This is a genomic window from Desulfosarcina variabilis str. Montpellier (assembly GCF_048565275.1).
GTDB lineage: Bacteria > Desulfobacterota > Desulfobacteria > Desulfobacterales > Desulfosarcinaceae > Desulfosarcina > Desulfosarcina variabilis.
The window spans coordinates 1,690,623-1,706,721 of sequence record NZ_CP159846.1; the positions used below are offsets into that span (position 1 = coordinate 1,690,623).

Here is a 16,099-nt window from a genome sequence, read left to right on the forward strand (position 1 = left end):
ACTCAGGTTGCGGAACAAGGAACCGCAGAAGAGACAATCGCCAGGAACGAGGAGCTAGTGTTATGGCACCTGACAAGCAAATGAGCCCTGAAGCAATTCGCCGCAAAGCCGAATCGATCGCTCAAAATCGACCGCTGGTGCTTCCAGCGGATCAAGCGGAACAGCGCAAGGCCATCATTCATGAACTGCATGTGCATCAGATCGAGCTGGAAATCCAGAACGAAGAACTGCGGTCTATCCAGAGTGATGTAGAGAATGCGCGCAACAAGTATTCGGACCTGTTCAACAATGCGCCGGTGGGGTATTTGATCTTAGATCGCAGCGGCATTATTCGTGAAGCGAACCGGACCTTTGCCTTCAAGGCCGAAGTGGAATTGGATCAGTTGACCGGTAAACCCTTCGCCGACCATTTGACCGATACGGCACGGCACAACTTTCACAGTCAGTTCAAGTCGTTTTTCAACCGGCCGGATAACAAACGCATCGATGTGCAGTTGAAAGCCTCCAATGGGGCCTATTTGGCCGTATTCGGAAGCCGGGAGGCAGGTTTGCCTCATGCTACCGGGAAGGATGGATCAGAACACGAGCGTATTCGTATCGTCTGCATCGATATCACTGCCCAGCGTCTGGCCGAAAAGGCGTTGGCCAAAGCCTATGAATCACTCTCGATACGTCATGAAATTGCCGATATCATCCTCAAAACGGCAGATGAAGACATGTTTTGCGAAGTCCTCGATCGGCTGCGCGTGCATTTCAAGTCCCGATACGGTTTCTTTGGCTATATTGACGACATGGAAAATCTCGTCTGCCCGACCATGACCTGGGACATCTTTCCCCAATGCCAGATTGAAAACAAAAGCATTGTCTTTCCCAAATCTTGTTGGGGCGGGCTTTGGGGGGAGAGTTTGACGAGTAAAAAAACAATCCGTCGCAATCACGGTTTGGATCTTCCGCACGGCCATATTCAACTCTCCAACGCGTTGGTCGTGCCGCTGGTCAACCAGGGGACGTTGGTCGGGCAGATTGCCGTGGCGGAAAAAGCAGGTGGATATACACCGAACGATGAACAGTTGCTGGACTCCATCGCGCGTTGGATCGCACCGGTGCTGGCGGCCCGTCTGGAGCGGGATCGCTACGCTAAACAACGCATCAAGGCTGAAAATGACCTTCGCCAGGCCCAGCGCATGGAGTCGATTGGCGTATTGGCCGGCGGCATTGCCCATGACTTCAACAATATTCTGTCGCCAATCATCGGCTACACAGACATGCTGATTGAGGAAACACGGGACACCAGTGTCACCCACCGACAGCTAAAGGAGGTGTCCAAGGCGGCTCACCGGGCCAAGGATCTGGTGGGCCAGTTGCTGGCCTTCAGCCGCAAGCAGATGCTGGCCTTTAAGTCGCTGGACATCAACCAGTGTATTGAGAACATCTCCACCATGATCAATCGACTTATTCGTGAGGATATCAGCGTTGTTTACCATTTGGATCCATCGGTGGAGGCCATCAAGGCCGATCCGAGCCAGATCGACCAAATCCTGTTGAATTTGGCGGTCAATGCCCAGGATGCCATGGCCGATGGCGGAACGCTGACCATCGCCACCGCCGGCCGGCGCATCGATAACGCGATGGAAAAAGAACAGTCTCGGATTCCGCCGGGCGCATATGTAGAATTATCGGTTGAAGATACGGGATCGGGGATTGCCGAGGACGTGCTGCCGTTCATCTTCGAGCCGTTCTTTACCACCAAACAGAGGGGGCAGGGGACCGGTATGGGCCTGGCCACCTGCTATGGCATCGTCAGGCAACATGAGGGCTATATCTGGGCAGAAAGTCGCTTGGCAATGGGCACCCGGTTTTTTGTCTGGCTGCCTGTGGCGTCCCAAACAGAAATCGTCAAGGTTGATCACCGGCCGGAAGCAAATGCCCTGCCCGTCGCCCACGGCGAAACCATCCTTGTCGTGGAGGATGAACCCGCTGTGCGCAAGATGGCCGTTATCATCCTTCAACGGTTAGGATATCAGGTCGTCGACGTCGATTCACCGGAGGCATGCCTGGCGTTGGTGCAAGCAGGAGAAACAGTCTTCGATCTGCTTCTGTCGGACGTGATTATGCCCGGCTGCAATGGGAAAGAACTCTATCTTCAGTTAAAGACCCACATGCCGGATTTAAAGGTCATTTTCATGTCCGGATACACGGACAACATCATATCGGACAAAGGCATTTTTAAAGAGAATGTCCATTTCATCGGCAAACCATTTACGTTGGGGGCGTTGTCGCTGAAGGTGCGTGACGTATTGGATGGCGAACCATAATTATTTCGATCAGTATGCTGGCCTTGACGGTTTGCATACCCGATATATTCGGCACAAGAAAATAGATCTTTATCGCTAAAAATAGTAGGTCATCCAGAGGTAGGCCTGATCATCGGGTGCCGCCTTGAACGCGGCGCCCTCAGCGTTGACATTGAATCCGCCAAATTCCGTGCCGTCGGCACCCCAATGCCACTGGACCCCGAGGATGAGTTGGAGGTCGGTGGCCATATCCCACAACACCTGGGGTTGCAGCAGTCCCGATGGATCGGCCAGGTTGAAGATGGCTGTTGTGTGCCATTGAACCAAAGGATGCAGCTCCACCTGAATTTGACCGGCCAGGTAAAAGCGGCCCATGGTAAACATCTCGCCGCGCAGGAGTCTTTGCATGAGTGCTTCGTTGTCCAGCGCCTGCTGATAATCATCCCGGCGGCCCAGACCATTATAGTAGAATTCCAGCAAGCCGTAGACGTTTTTTGTGCCCCACATCCAGGCATAGTCCAGGTTGGCGACCACCTGAAAAAAATCATCTTCGCGGCGCTCTGATGATAGATGGGTGTAGACCGTATTGATCCGCCAGGCGGATTCCCCCAGGTAACCGCTGGCGCCAAGTCCGCCGATGGTATCGTCAACATGGCGGGCTGCCATGGCGCTGGCTTCGATTGACCCGGCAAAGGCGTGATACTGGAGTGCAAACGAGGATGCATCGGTCTTCACATCCCCGGTTTGTGGATCGCGCCGGGGGAGATAAAGTAGCTGCGCGTCGCTCTCACCCACCGGCAATTGAACAAGGGCCATGTCATCCCCGGTTTTGTAATCGCGCTGCACGGTCGTGGGCGCAAAAGGGCTGACCAGGTCCATGGGATTGAACACCAGGCCGTCGCCCCAGGTCAGCGCCTGGCGGCCCAGGCGAAGGGTTCCCCAATCGGGCGACCAGGTCAGGTTGAGACGATCCAGACGGTGATAAACCAGGGTGTCATCGGTTTCCGTCAATACATGGGTAAGATCCAGCAGACGCCGGTCGTCATCCATGGGTTGGTTGATGAAAATGGTGGACGATGAGCCGGGAAACTGATCCAGCAGCCTCTGATCGGTTTGTCGGGTGTCTCCACCAGCGGCCACCAGCTCATAATGGGTTTCCACGGTCCAGTGCGATCCGATGGTCAGCCGGTTTTTCTGACGCCATTCGGCCTGCCCGTCGATGTAGGGACCCTCATCGACCTGGTCGTAAAGGGAGCCGTCAGCCACGGCGGTGAACGTTCCAATGGCCCTTGCATGCCCGCCCCATTCCATCTGGATGTCGGTGAAACGCTTTGGTGCGACATCACTACTGGAACCGGCAATCGCATGGGGTGGCAATCCAAGCAAAACGAGCAGACCCCAGGCGACCCCACAGCAAACAATAACTCGGATTATTTTTCTCATCTGGCCAAGTCGTCAACGATCCGTTTTGTTCTGGTCACTGTCGATGCGTCCGTCACGGATCATGACAATGCGGCGGGCGAAGTCCATGACCATGTTGTCATGGGTGGAAAAGATAAAGGTCACCGAACGCTCCCGGTTCATCTGGAGCATCAGCGCCAACAGGCTTTCGCCGGTTTTTGAATCCAGGTTGGCCGTGGGTTCATCGGCCAGTACAATGGATGGATGGGCGACAATGGCCCGGGCCACGGCCACCCGCTGCTGCTGCCCCCCGGACAGTTCAGCGGGGCGGCGGTCGTATTTACCTGAAAGGCCGACGGTATCTAATACTTCTCGTGCCCGTTCCCTGCGCTCGTCGGCGGCAACGCCCTGCAGCAGCATGACATACTCCACATTTTCAACAGCCGACAGGACCGGGATCAGATTGTAGGCCTGAAAGATGAATCCGATCCGATGCAGGCGCAGATCCGCCATTTGCGAACCGTTCAAGTGGGTGTAGGTTTGACCGTCCACCTGAATCGTTCCGCTGTCCGGGTTGTCCAATCCGCCGATCAGATTGAGCAGGGTGGTTTTACCTGATCCCGATGGTCCGGCCAGGGCCATGAATCCGCCGGTTTCAACCGACAGATCGACGTTTGTCAGGGCGTTGACCGTTACCTTGCCCTGCTGATAGGTCTTTGATACCCCTTTGCATGATACGATTGTTGTCATGGTTTTTTACGCTTTCCTATACCTACCACAATTTATTGAGATATTACTGCTCAACAGCCAACAGCTAAAGGCTAAAGGCTAATTATGCACCATGGCTTCCACCGGCGTGAACCGCGCCGCCTTCACCGCCGGGTAGAGGCAGACCAGCAGCCCCAATAGCAGGACCACCAGATTGGCACCGAGAAGATCTTTGGCAATCACTTGGGGGATAATTACCCTCGACATGCCGGCATACTCAACCCCTTGGGCCAGGGCTGACAGATCGATGCCGTGAAAGGATAGGGCATAGCAGCTGAAAAGTCCCAGCCCGTTGCCGATGAGCATTCCCACAAATAAAATGATCAGCGCTTCGGTGAGAATTCCCTTGACGATGCGGATAGGGCGCATGCCCAGGGCTTTGAGCAGGCCGAACTCACGCATACGCTCGAAAACAGCCATCAGGGTGGTATTGAGGATCCCAAAGCCCATGGCCACGAATACCACTACAAACCAGATCAGAATGAACGAATCGTAAAGTTCAAGATACGACTGTAAAAGTGGCAGCGCCTCCTGCCAGGATCGCACCGCCAGCTGCTGGCCGGCCAATTGTGTGTCGAGTCTCTGGGCGGTTTGTGACGCCTGATCCGGTGAGGGAAGCAGGATGCTGATCTCAGACACAGCCGGCCCCATCTTCAGCATGTTTTGGGCAGCCTTACGGGTAATGAAGAGATAGGATTTCTCGGTTGATTCCATTTCGGCTTGGAAGATACCGGCGATGCGAAAGGCCTTGGAGGCGATCTGGCCGGTATTATCCTGGGTCATCAGGATGAGTTTACGCCCCGGTTTGGTTTCAAAGCGTTTGGTCAGGGCCCGGCCGACCAGGATGGCGTTGGTGTCGTCGGCCTCCAGGTAGCGCCCCTGGGTGACGGCAGAGCCGATAAACGACAAGGATTTCTCCTTTGGCGGATCAATTCCCACCAGGGTTACACTGGCATTATGGCGGGCATTACTGGCGATGGCATTGACCCGTACGCGGGTTGCCCAATGGCTGCCGTCCGGCAGTTGCTGCTCGAGTACCTGTGTGATTGCCGCCGGGTCATCGATGCTGTTGTCAATGGAGGGATCGTCGGGATACTGCTGTTGATGGATCTGTATGTGACCGGTCAGGGTGGTGATGCCGTTGTGGATCATGCCGCGGATGATGCCACGCATCAATGCGCCCAAAAAGATCATGCTCCATACGCCGATCACAACGGCAATCAGAATTACGGTAGTTCGTCGGGGGTTGCGCCAAATGTTACGCCAGGCAATTTGAAGGTCCATGGATAATAATCCTTAACTTTATTGATGCAACGGTGTTGCTGACCATCGGCGTCAGCGCTGTCGCATGGCTTCCACCGGTTGAAGGGTTCTGATTTTAAATGCCGGATAAAACGCCGCCAGCAGAGTAATGAGGAAAACGGCCAGCGGCCCGGCCAATATTGAAACCAAGGTCAGTTTTGGATAGAGAACACTGGGAATGCCAAACTGGCGTAAGATTTCAGAAGCATCGCCCAGATTGATGCCATGGGCCATAAAATACATCGTTACCAGGCATCCGATCAGCATCCCGGAGATGACGCCGACCAGCGTCATGCCGATGGATTCGGTCAGCACCAGACGGGTCAGGCGAGCAGGCCTCGTCCCGATGGCCATCATTACCCCAAATTCATAGGTGCGCTCGAAGATAGCCATTAAAAACGTATTCAGAATACTGAAGGCTACCACCATAATGAGAATCAGGTAGAAGATAGCGCCGCTGACCAGGTCCATGCTGATGGCCTGTTTAAGGCCAGGCATCAGCGACTCCCAGTCGAGCGTGACCAGCGGCGGCCTGGTACCGATCTTCTCCAGGGCAGGAACAAGCGCCGCTTTGATGGCGGCGGTGTCGGACAGATGGTGGCCGAGGATGACGATTTCATGCACGGCGCTGCCCAGGCTGAAGATATCCTGGAATGCATTGAGGGGAATCTGAATGGCACTTCGGTCAAACTCATCCATCCCGGCATTGGTGATGCCGTGCACGCGCACCATGGTGGCGGCGATGGATCCGTCGTATCCCTGGCCCAATAGGGTGAGTTCATCTCCGACGCTCACTCCCAGATTGCGTGCCAGCAGATGGCCGACCAGGGCACCGGGCAATCCATCGTCCGGGGGGGCGGCATCCAGGTATTTGCCCTGGCGAACAATGTCGGCCAGGGTCGAGACCTGTTTCTCGGCGACCGGATCAATGCCTTCCACCATAATGCCATAGGTGCGGTCATTAGAGGAGATGAGGGCGAATGCCCGGGCCCGCGGGGCATGGGCCTTGACCTCTGGGATAGCAGTAAGGGCTTTTTGTACTGGCAGTGGATCGGCAATGGTCAGCCGGATTTCATTGTCCGCCTGATAGCCCTGGGCCTGAACCTGCAGATGGCCGGTGTGAACCGTTACCGATGCGTTGATCATGGTCTCATAGCTGCCCAACTGAAAAGAGAACATGAAAACCAGCAGGATGCAGGCAAAGGCGATGGCCGTAACCGTGAGCAGAGTCCGGCGAGGGTTGCGCCAGATGTTGCGCCAGGCCATTTTGATGTCCATGGCAACCATAGGATTATCTCCGGCTTCCGGTTTTCAATTCATTTAGCGTAAACTGCCGATCCGGCAGGTCGCCTAGAAAGTCGATGGAATGATAGCGCAAAAGGGTGTATTCACCAGTTTTGTCTGTTTCCTGCATCCGCCAGACTTTGGGGAACATGCGTCCGCCCATCATTTGAATCTCGTGGGCGGTCATGCGCTTGACCGATACCAGATCCTCGTCAAAAAATTCCTGTTCGATCAGTACATGATCGTCGCGGACCTTGCTGACCTGCATTCCCCAGACCACGGGCGCGTCTGGTTTGGGCATGGATTTGATCGTATACACGGTATGCCCGTCAATGGTCTCGGTGTCCATCAGGCTGTGGGTGTAGTCGACGAGGATGCTGTCGCTTTTGGCCAAGTCATTGTTGGAGAAATCAGATCCCATCCAGCTTTGGGACATCATCGCCGGCGGCAGTTTGATTACCCGGTTGACTTTGGGGTTGAAGGTCCACATCTCGATCCCGTTTTTTAGCGTGCCGTTGCCCTCATCCTTGGCCGGTGCCGTGATGCGGATCAGGCTCTTGTCCTGGCCTTTGGTCCAGCCGACCATACGCATGCTCCGCTCCCAGGTGGGGCGGTGGATCACCATTTCCACATCCGCCTTGGACGCCTTGCCGCGGTAATGGTCAAAGCTGGCCTGGATCAGTGCCGCCGGATCAGGGGCGGAATCCGCCGCATGGCATGGCAGCACGGACAAAAAAAGTGCCACCGGCAATCCGATGAGTATCCACATGACGCGCATATTTTCCTCCTTTTTAGCAAAACGGTAGCGCTTGTCACCGTTGCGGTTGAGTAATGTTAGCCGCTCCAAGTCCGCGAAGCACCACTTCCATAAATGAACGGGATGTGGCCAGGGCGTCGAATTCCGAATCCAGCCAGGCCTGAAGCAGCAGGGCATCCCAGGTGCCGACCAATGCCGCGGCAACCTTGTCGGCGTCAATATCCTTAGCCACTTCCCCGGCATTTTGAGCTTCTCGGATCAAGTCGCCGATAATGGCTCTCAGGTCGCGATAACCGGCCTGAAAGACGGCTTTGAAGGACTCCCGGCTGGGTGAGGATGCCGTTGCCGACCAGAATTCCATGACCAGGGCGTACATGTCGATCTGACTCAGCCAGGATTGAATGATGCTGTCCGCCAGTGTGTTAATGCGCCGGGAAAAGGATTTGCCCGTGGTATCACCGGCCTGGGCGAGAATCCCGGTGGCACCTTCCATCATCGACTCAAAAACGGCGAAAAAGAGAGCTTCCTTGCTGCGGAAATATTCGTAAATGGTTCCCTTGCCCACCGAGGCAGCCTCGGCCACTTCAATGATTCGGGTGGCGGCATAGCCTTTTTGAGCAAAAACGCGGCAGGCCGCCTGAATAATGTCCTGCTTGCGATTGGGATCGGCTTTGCGTGGCATAATTGCCCCCTGTTCATGCAAGTGTTTTAATTAATACTGACCAGTCGGTCATTAATATGCGCCATTTTTATTTGAAGTCAACCCCTTTTTTCAATTTTATCCAAAACCAACAACAACTTCACAGTAAAACAACGAGTCGCCGGAGTATCTGCTGGTGGAAGCCATTCAAAGCCTGCACCTGGGGCGGCCCGACTATGAAACCCGGATGACCGGGTTTACGCGCACGTTCGATATGCGATCCGCCAGCGACTGGATCATGTACATCACCATGGGCAAATTCGAGACCCTGGTTGCCCTGACCCAAATACTGGATCTGGACTTTAACGCGATCCTGGCCAAGCACCTGGGCTCTCACCGGCGCTACTACGAGCGCCACACGCCGGAAAATATCGCGCCGGTGGACAGCTGGATCGCCATCGCGCTTTTAGGCATGGCCTGCATGGCCCATGATAAGGGTGAGCGGGTGACCGTGGAATCGGACTATAACGATGCCCCGCTCCACGGAGACCTTGCCGAGCTGAGTGCCTGCCCCAACATCATGTCCCTTGCTCTGGGCGGCCACTACAATGACGATGAGATCGGCTGGCCGGTATCCTTTGATTTTTCCCAGCTCACGAAACTTCGCGCCCTTTACCTTGATAACAACGATTTCCCGGATATTCCCGAAAGCGTGCTTGAATGCCGTAACCTGGAGTGTCTCAGTCTTCGCGAGAACCAGATCGTCTTCCTAATGACATCCTGCCTGCGATTGGGATCGGCTTTGTGTGGCATAATGGGTCCCTGTTGCTATACAGTGCCCATCCAGAAATGGCTAATTCGCCTGCTAAGACGCAAAAAGTGTAACGCTATCTTTCCCGTTACTTGAGGCTTCACACAAGGAATAATCATAAAATTTTAGTACCTTAATGCGCCCGAACCATTTTTTAGGCGTGGTAAAATAATGTCACGTTTCCATCGTATTTCATTATTTTAAATCACTTTATGCCGTTGCGCCGTTAGTGGTTATTAGAAAAACGATGCATCGTTACGTAATCGGCTACGCGAACGCGTTTAACAAAAGGTAAGATGTCGGTTTGATAGGTTTTGGGGGAAGGCTAATATGCCGCAGAGTGAAGGAAGAGATTATTTTTTGGAGCCTACATGGGATGAAGATTGGCGAGAAAGTCGACCACCAGATTTAAATCGACGAAGCTATGGCCCAGTTCTTTGGCTTTGTCGCGGCAATCCGTGCAAATCTCCTTGAACTTTCTCATATCTCCCCTGGTGGCAACGTAAATCTGTTCGATGGCTTCAGATTCAAAATCTTTATATTCCAGAATGAAATCCTCGACAACGATGGGATAGAGAATCAAGGTTTTCAATCGGCTGAGGATATCCGGATGCTGGCTGGTTAAATAGGTTCTCACCTTTGGCAGTCCGGCCAGAACGATGGGTACATGCGCGTCCATGATTCGCTTCAGGTAAGGCCAAACCCTTTTGCCGATGTCATTGGCCTCGTCGATGACGATGTAATAGTCGGTCAGGCTTCTGATCAGTTTCAAATGGTGGTGGGTGCGTTGGTAAGTAGCCACCGCTTCGTAGTTCAGCCCTTGAAGGATGGAAGCCAAAATTTCATGCACATTGCAAAGCGACTCGACCCATACGCCTTGAAGCTTTTTGGGTTTGAGCAGTTCAAGAAAACGGGTTTTCCCGACGCCATATTCGCCCTCGATCAATACGCTCTGTCCCCGGTAGATCCGGTTGTATACCGCGGACAGATAGGATACTCGGCGCTTGTCATTTATAAAACTTTGTTTTCGCTGCATGGGGCATACTCAACCAAAGGGTTGTTTGACAATTGTCTTTCGCAATCCAAAATGAACGCATTGAAAAGCGCCTTGCCGGTGATGGCGTCAGGCTGGCGTAGTTTGATCGCGTAAGCGATATATCGTTTTCGATTCTGTCGGTAGATGGCTTTGGCGGCATCGAGGGTCAAGCCCCGAAGGTGGATGTCAATCAATCGTGGCCTATCCACCGCCATCTTTTTCTCCTGCAGATAAGCGCTGATCAATTCGACCGCGTTGGGTTCGGCAACTGCCTGGTTGACCGGCTTTTCGTAGGGTTCCCGTCGCAGCGCTTCACCCAGCAAGATACCGTTTTCTTTATGCTCGAAGATGAACAGCTTGTCGCCAAGATCGGAGATATACACCTTGGTACTCTTGTGGCGGCTGAAGTGTTGTGCACCAACGGCCACATGGTAGGTCTGATTATTGAAGGTGATGATGCCTTTCGCTCCCACGGTGGCCTTGATCTTGTCATAGCCGTATTTGGCGAAATGGCGTACGTCATCCGCACCGAACGTTAACCGTTCGCACTGGGCAAGGCCGGCGTCAAATTTTTCCTTCGGCACCCAGGCCGATGTTTTACCGTTCACAGAATAATAGTGCTTTTGCTCATTGTGCTGCCGGCGATAGGATTCGAGCAGGTCGCTTTGGCGCAGCGTTTCAAGATCGATGTCAAGATAGGTGACGGTGATTTTTTCCTTCTTGCCGTTTCTGTAGATATAGCCCGGTTCCGTCTTGGCGATGCGATCTTCAAAATGCTTGATGATCCGCATTTCAAAATGATGAATGCTGCGATGGGATGACTCCAGATGTGCTTTGTCCTTGGGCGCATGGATGCGTGAGAAGTCCGGTTGCAGATAAAACCCGCCTGGCAATGAAAACTTGATGTTCAGTTCGTTGATGGGGCGTTTCAGGTTGACAAAACCCTTTGCATTGTCCGGTCTCAGCCGTATCTTTTTTTGCGGGAAAGGGGTGCTCACCAAAAATTTACTCGAACAGGTCCACCGCGTTTAGACTGCTTTCGCTAAAATAGGCTTCAAGCACGAGCATGAAGCGTGATCCGGTGTCAAAAAAACTCGATCACCTGGGGCTTGGCCCAGGCGCCCTTGCCCCAGCGAATCTTTAAATAGCGAAATTTGCACCCGTCCATCTGAATCAAGTCGAAAACCGGTTCGTCCTGAAAGCAGACGCCGGGATCCGCCTCTTCCTCGAAGTCCGGTTTTTCCAGATAGACCTTGAGGTGGGCTTGCCTGGCAAAACGCCTTAAAGCGCCAAGTGAAATTTTGCGGTTGAACTCTTGTTCGAGCCAGGCGTGGTAATTTTTGATGGTTCGTCCATGGCGGGTGATAAATACAAAACGATCGTCCAATGGATCGCTGGAGGCCTTGACCATCTCGATGAAGCGTTTTTTGGATTTTTTCGGTTAAGACCCGGCGGCGGCCGCTGCACTTTCTGCCTTCCATGATGCCTTGGCTGGCAAGCAGCAGTGGTTTGGGAATGACGCCGGTCTTACGGTACTGATCCATGTAATATTTTTTGGCCCTGCGTTTGGCGCTGCCGGTCTTGTCCATGATCTTTTTGTGCAGCAAGATCAGAAAACGTTCGTCCATGGGCAGCCGTTCAAAGTCTTTGTCTTTCATGATGTATGATTTTCTCTTTCATCACTTTCAGCCAGAATAAAGCAGTTTGTCTGGAGGTCGTTTGCCAATCGTCGTTTTGCGCCGACCGAATCTGTTCCAGCATGGCCATTACAGCCGCTTTATAGTCAGCGCTGATGATATCGACCATGGGCGCATTCGCTTTTTTGACGGGCTTGTTTTTTGAGGCTTGGTAGGCCAACTTTCGAATATTTTTGGCCGTAAGCGCCATGCCGGATGCGATAAATGCACGCCAAATATTGCGTTGATCCTCTTTTGTAAAACGCGCTAAGACCCTGGCTTGGTATTCATTTTCCGGAAGGATGCCGTCGCCAATTGGGGACAAATTGTCGATGACATTTGCGGCCTTAATCAGGCGATATGCCTGGGATCGGGCCATATCCCATCGTTGTTTGACATAGGCTTCAAACGACTCGAACAGCAAATCGCGAAATAATCGATCGTCACGAATCTGCTTTAATGCCTTACCGGTTTGGTAAAAATGGTGTTGATTGGCAGCGATGATATCTTCCAATTGGATGAGTCGATTATCAGCCATCTGTTTACCCGATGCTCATCCGTTTCCCGATATCGCCCAGCAGTTGATTCAATTTTAGCCGCTGGTCTGTAGGTGTATCCGGTGTGTCAGGCAAAAGGGTATGCAAATATTTAACGCTGTCAACGAATCCAAGACCTTTCACGGTCATGACCAAATCAATCGGGTTGAAGTTTTTCTCGCAAAGAAAGCACCTGGCAAGATTGGTCTTGGGGTTGGTCGCGGTTTGAAATTCATTGCACAGCGGGCATAGGAACCGGAAAATACCTTCGATCACTTTAGATGGAATATGAAGCTGTTCTTTGATCAGCCAGTCAACCGGGATTCGATTGCGCAGTTGAAACAGCTCTCCCCCTGTAAACCGTCGTTTCATGATAATGCCTCCTTATCTGCGTGAAAAATTCTGTGAAAAAGATCTTACCCATAGCCACGGCGAGGAAAATGGCTGACAATTTCACCTGTTCGACCGCAAAAATGGCAGCGGCATCGAGAACCTATGCGAAAATGTACTGGATTTTCTTCCCGTGACAGGACCGTACCCCATTGCCAAGGGCCTGTAGTAGTATGATCATCCATATTTTTTGAAGGTGGATTGATTTTCCGATGCCGCCGGCGGTTTTCGGCCAAACAGTGGGTCTTTTTGCCTTTTGGGGTTTGACGGTAGCGTCGCTGCGCTTTTCGGCGGGACTGGAGACGACCGGCGATGCGGCATGCATCGCAACAATAAGCATGCCCACGAAAGCAGCGCCGGCACATACAAAAAACGTTTTTGCACCAACGACAGGATATTTGGATCAACTTTAACATCCGGCCTTGAACGTCGCCGGAGTTTAAAGTAATTTACATATTGAACATCCGGCCTTGATACGGAGTTCACCTTGAAAGCCCGGAAGGGATAGTTCCGGGCTTTCTCTTCATTTTCCTGGACCATACGAATGCCCCATTACGGTTTACAATAGAACTGCAGAAAAGACGATTGCCAACGGGAGCTATTACAGCGGGGTAGGCGGGGTACGTTTATTCATTTTTGGGGCGGGGTATCGCTGCGGGATAGTAGAACCAACCGTTACACTTTTGCCGCATAGGCGAGGTAGGCCGTTACACTATTTTTGTCTTAGCATTCGCCCGATATCGGCGTTGCGCGAAAAATTTTATCCTCGGAATATCAACTATATGTACCCCAAGGGCACTTCCTTCGGGCGCCTGTGGTAAAATTTTTCGTACGCCTTGATCTCGACCAAATTTTCCTATTTCTGGACGGACACTAGGTAGTTCGTTGTACCCACCGTGCGGCCACTGTTTCGAATGGCTGACCACACCTGCCCGAACCATGTTCATGTCAACATATACGATGTTGTGCAGTAGATGCTCCCCGGTCTCGACGGCCGTAGCATGATAGTGATCTTCCCAAAAAGCGCCTTTTCTCTTTTTCCTCCGGTTACAGTCTTGCCCCGTTCTTCAATAGCTTCCTATCTCCTCCATTTTCGTATTAAAGTGTCTTCGGAGGTGAAATACTCTGCCGCGACAAAGCCGTACCCACCCCCATTCGTTTATTCTGAAGCGTCTGACGATTCTTTTCGACGAGAAGGGCATGGCCGGTGTTCGCGTATGGTGGAAATGTAATGACATGTTTGCCAGCATGATCATAGAGGCGCATGACAAAAATCGAAACGGCAGATTCGAGTAAGCAGCATAATATAAATGAGATAAGCAGCCAATGACAATGGTGATTGAATCCCAGGCATTTTTTATAAAAACTTGTTCTTGACAATTGTCTTGAATTGGAGCAGTAAATGGTTCATGTAAGGTGCCACAATTGCTTAATAGGGAATCCCGTGCAAATCGGGAGTGGTCCCGCCGCTGTGATCGGTGACGAAATCTGCCACAGCCACTGTCCAGAAAAAATCGGACGGGAAGGAGCAGAGAGTAGGTTGAACCGAAAGCCAGAAGACCTGCCTTGCTGATTACCGACCAGCTGCGGTGTACAGTGATGGGGCGGAATTAACGGGTTGTAAACGGATTCAACTGTCTGCAAGATAATATTTATGTTGATCCAGATGTGGCTTTAGCAATTATCAACCCGCCATAAGCTTCCCTTTTTTATCACACTATCCAAGCGCACCATCCACCATGCTTTTCGGTAATTTCTCCATGATGAACAATATCGTTCAAGAACCATGTTAAGTACTTTGTCTTTAAATATTAGATAATTAATTGTCTATGCCACGACAAAGGAGAATTGCCATGTCCCTGAAATGTCCAGTAAAAATTTATCGGACGGAATCCTACCCTGGCGGAAAATCCAATGCTCCGGTCTATGTTATTCAGGATGGGAAACTCTACCGCACGGTAGATCATGAACTGGGGTGGTCAGAATCTCCTGACTACGCGCTGCGATCGGATGGCCTGGTTTTCCGGACCATCCACCACACATTGGGAACCAGCGATACGCCTGACTTTCGGTTGCAGGAGAAAGGGTGCCTGTATCGTACGGACCATCATCCAAAAGGCGAATCCATGTTTCCGGTATACGAGTTGAGAGACTGACGCTTATACTACCTATTGCCCATCCACGAATAGGAAATTGTAGGCGTACGATGAATGTCATTCAGCGCAACAGGTCCAAGTGCGCCAGGGGTTCGCGCGATTATGTGTGTCCACGCTATCAAAACCCAAGATGGACAGTTATTCCGATGATCCGCCCCTGTGTATCGACTATGATATGGCGCTTTCTGCCGCAGACTTTTTTTACTTGCATTATACATGCTGTTGAATACGGTAATCAGGTTTACTGCTTATCCTGCTTTGAAATGATGAAATCGGGAAAATCGTTCGACCGGTTGCAATGAGAACTTGACATTCCGTATTCGATAAATTAAGAGAAGTAGTGATTAAAAGAAGGTCGAAGCCTTCTTTACTTCGTTCATTCGTAACAATTAAAAAGAACTTGTAATAACAATGTAAGCCATGAAGGTTTCCTTTTTGTAATGGGGGGTTGATTTTGTGGCTTTTTTATTTGAGTAATGCCGAATTTGGTGGTGAAAAAAGAAATTAAAGAATGCAAAAATGAATATGATGAAGAACTCTCCCCAACTTATTTGGATCGATTCCCATAATTACTCGAGAATCGGTGATCCAACGAGCGCTGTCGATTCCTTTGAGGCCCTCAAATCCCTTTTATGATTAACGTTGGTGAGAAATAAAATAGGCTAAAAATGACCGTTTAAATTTAGGAAATAAATTTTTTTTAAAAAAGGTTGGTAGGGAAAGCAGCTCAATCCCCTGCAAGGTATCCAAGCTGCTTTCCCTGTGAAGCCTCCGGTGGTGGAGTGCGCTTCGTCTTTATCCATACAATAAAGGCATAATCCTGTCAATCGCCTCCTTCTTTAAACCCACCAGGCTAACAATATTTAATTTTTTAAGCGAGCGCCCGATTTTTAGCACCTGCATGTAAAATCATGGGTTGATTAACGTTGGTGAGAAATAATAAACGGTTTGCCATGGTGGAAAATCAGAAGGAACCATACGCCATTGACACCCCAACTTGATTATATAACGGAGGTACCCAGCGTCTTAACAGGCTTAAGTAGTGATT

At 51.5% G+C, this 16,099-nt stretch carries 17 protein-coding genes and 1 riboswitch; of the genes, 4 read left to right on the forward strand and 13 right to left on the reverse strand.

Annotated features, from left to right (window positions below; translation table 11 throughout):
- Positions 1–62 precede the first annotated feature (62 nt).
- Positions 63–2,315: an ATP-binding protein gene (locus Dvar_RS07520; protein ID WP_419661082.1), complete on the forward strand. Its 2,253-nt coding sequence runs from the start codon at positions 63–65 to the stop codon at positions 2,313–2,315.
- A gap of 75 nt (positions 2,316–2,390) precedes the next feature.
- Here the strand turns inward: Dvar_RS07520 and Dvar_RS07525 are convergent, their stop codons facing one another.
- From Dvar_RS07525 to Dvar_RS07550, 6 genes are all read right to left on the reverse strand, one after another.
- Complete coding sequence (locus Dvar_RS07525; RefSeq protein ID WP_419661083.1) at positions 2,391–3,737, reverse strand: hypothetical protein; 1,347 nt, start codon at positions 3,735–3,737, stop codon at positions 2,391–2,393.
- Between the two features lie 12 nt (positions 3,738–3,749).
- Positions 3,750–4,445 carry an ABC transporter ATP-binding protein gene (locus Dvar_RS07530; protein ID WP_419661084.1) on the reverse strand — a complete coding sequence of 232 codons (696 nt, stop codon included), beginning with the start codon at positions 4,443–4,445 and terminating at the stop codon, positions 3,750–3,752.
- A 78-nt stretch (positions 4,446–4,523) separates the two neighbouring features.
- Positions 4,524–5,747, reverse strand: a complete 1,224-nt coding sequence (locus Dvar_RS07535) for an ABC transporter permease (RefSeq protein ID WP_419661085.1) — start codon at positions 5,745–5,747, stop codon at positions 4,524–4,526.
- A 51-nt stretch (positions 5,748–5,798) separates the two neighbouring features.
- Positions 5,799–7,052, reverse strand: coding sequence for an ABC transporter permease (locus tag Dvar_RS07540; RefSeq protein WP_419661086.1), 1,254 nt, complete (start codon positions 7,050–7,052; stop codon positions 5,799–5,801).
- Between the two features lie 4 nt (positions 7,053–7,056).
- A complete protein-coding gene (locus Dvar_RS07545; protein WP_419661087.1) occupies positions 7,057–7,827 on the reverse strand; it encodes an outer membrane lipoprotein-sorting protein in 771 nt (256 codons plus the stop codon).
- Between the two features lie 34 nt (positions 7,828–7,861).
- Positions 7,862–8,488 (reverse strand): TetR/AcrR family transcriptional regulator, encoded by a 627-nt coding sequence (locus Dvar_RS07550; protein ID WP_419661088.1) that lies wholly within the window; start codon positions 8,486–8,488, stop codon positions 7,862–7,864.
- A 151-nt stretch (positions 8,489–8,639) separates the two neighbouring features.
- On the opposite strand from Dvar_RS07550, the gene Dvar_RS07555 reads away from it, so the two are divergent.
- Positions 8,640–9,353, forward strand: coding sequence for an Imm49 family immunity protein (locus Dvar_RS07555; RefSeq protein ID WP_419664083.1), 714 nt, complete (start codon positions 8,640–8,642; stop codon positions 9,351–9,353).
- A 271-nt stretch (positions 9,354–9,624) separates the two neighbouring features.
- On the opposite strand, the gene Dvar_RS07560 is transcribed toward Dvar_RS07555, so the two are convergent.
- The 6 genes from Dvar_RS07560 to Dvar_RS07585 form a co-directional block, all read right to left on the reverse strand.
- The gene (locus Dvar_RS07560; protein WP_419657314.1) at positions 9,625–10,293 is read right to left on the reverse strand and encodes an AAA family ATPase; all 669 of its coding nucleotides are present in this window, start codon (positions 10,291–10,293) and stop codon (positions 9,625–9,627) included.
- Complete coding sequence (locus Dvar_RS07565; protein ID WP_419661089.1) at positions 10,269–11,291, reverse strand: hypothetical protein; 1,023 nt, start codon at positions 11,289–11,291, stop codon at positions 10,269–10,271. Before Dvar_RS07565 ends, Dvar_RS07560 begins: the two co-directional genes overlap by 25 nt.
- 86 nt (positions 11,292–11,377) lie before the next feature.
- Positions 11,378–11,704, reverse strand: a complete 327-nt coding sequence (locus Dvar_RS07570) for a hypothetical protein (protein WP_419661090.1) — start codon at positions 11,702–11,704, stop codon at positions 11,378–11,380.
- Between the two features lie 227 nt (positions 11,705–11,931).
- Entirely contained in the window at positions 11,932–12,507 is a 576-nt protein-coding gene (locus Dvar_RS07575) for a DNA methylase (protein WP_419657312.1), read from the reverse strand.
- A 4-nt stretch (positions 12,508–12,511) separates the two neighbouring features.
- On the reverse strand, positions 12,512–12,877 hold the full coding sequence (locus tag Dvar_RS07580) for a hypothetical protein (RefSeq protein WP_419658810.1): 366 nt from the start codon (positions 12,875–12,877) through the stop codon (positions 12,512–12,514).
- Positions 12,878–12,998: 121 nt separating this feature from the next.
- Entirely contained in the window at positions 12,999–13,235 is a 237-nt protein-coding gene (locus Dvar_RS07585) for a hypothetical protein (protein WP_419657311.1), read from the reverse strand.
- 785 nt (positions 13,236–14,020) lie between these two features.
- On the opposite strand from Dvar_RS07585, the gene Dvar_RS07590 reads away from it, so the two are divergent.
- On the forward strand, positions 14,021–14,191 hold the full coding sequence (locus Dvar_RS07590) for a DUF1007 family protein (RefSeq protein WP_419664084.1): 171 nt from the start codon (positions 14,021–14,023) through the stop codon (positions 14,189–14,191).
- 101 nt (positions 14,192–14,292) lie between these two features.
- A riboswitch (cobalamin riboswitch) is annotated at positions 14,293–14,479 on the forward strand.
- A gap of 269 nt (positions 14,480–14,748) precedes the next feature.
- Entirely contained in the window at positions 14,749–15,051 is a 303-nt protein-coding gene (locus Dvar_RS07595; protein ID WP_419661091.1) for a hypothetical protein, read from the forward strand.
- A 909-nt stretch (positions 15,052–15,960) separates the two neighbouring features.
- Here the strand turns inward: Dvar_RS07595 and Dvar_RS07600 are convergent.
- On the reverse strand, positions 15,961–16,056 hold the full coding sequence (locus tag Dvar_RS07600; RefSeq protein WP_419664085.1) for a transposase: 96 nt from the start codon (positions 16,054–16,056) through the stop codon (positions 15,961–15,963).
- Positions 16,057–16,099: the final 43 nt, after the last annotated feature.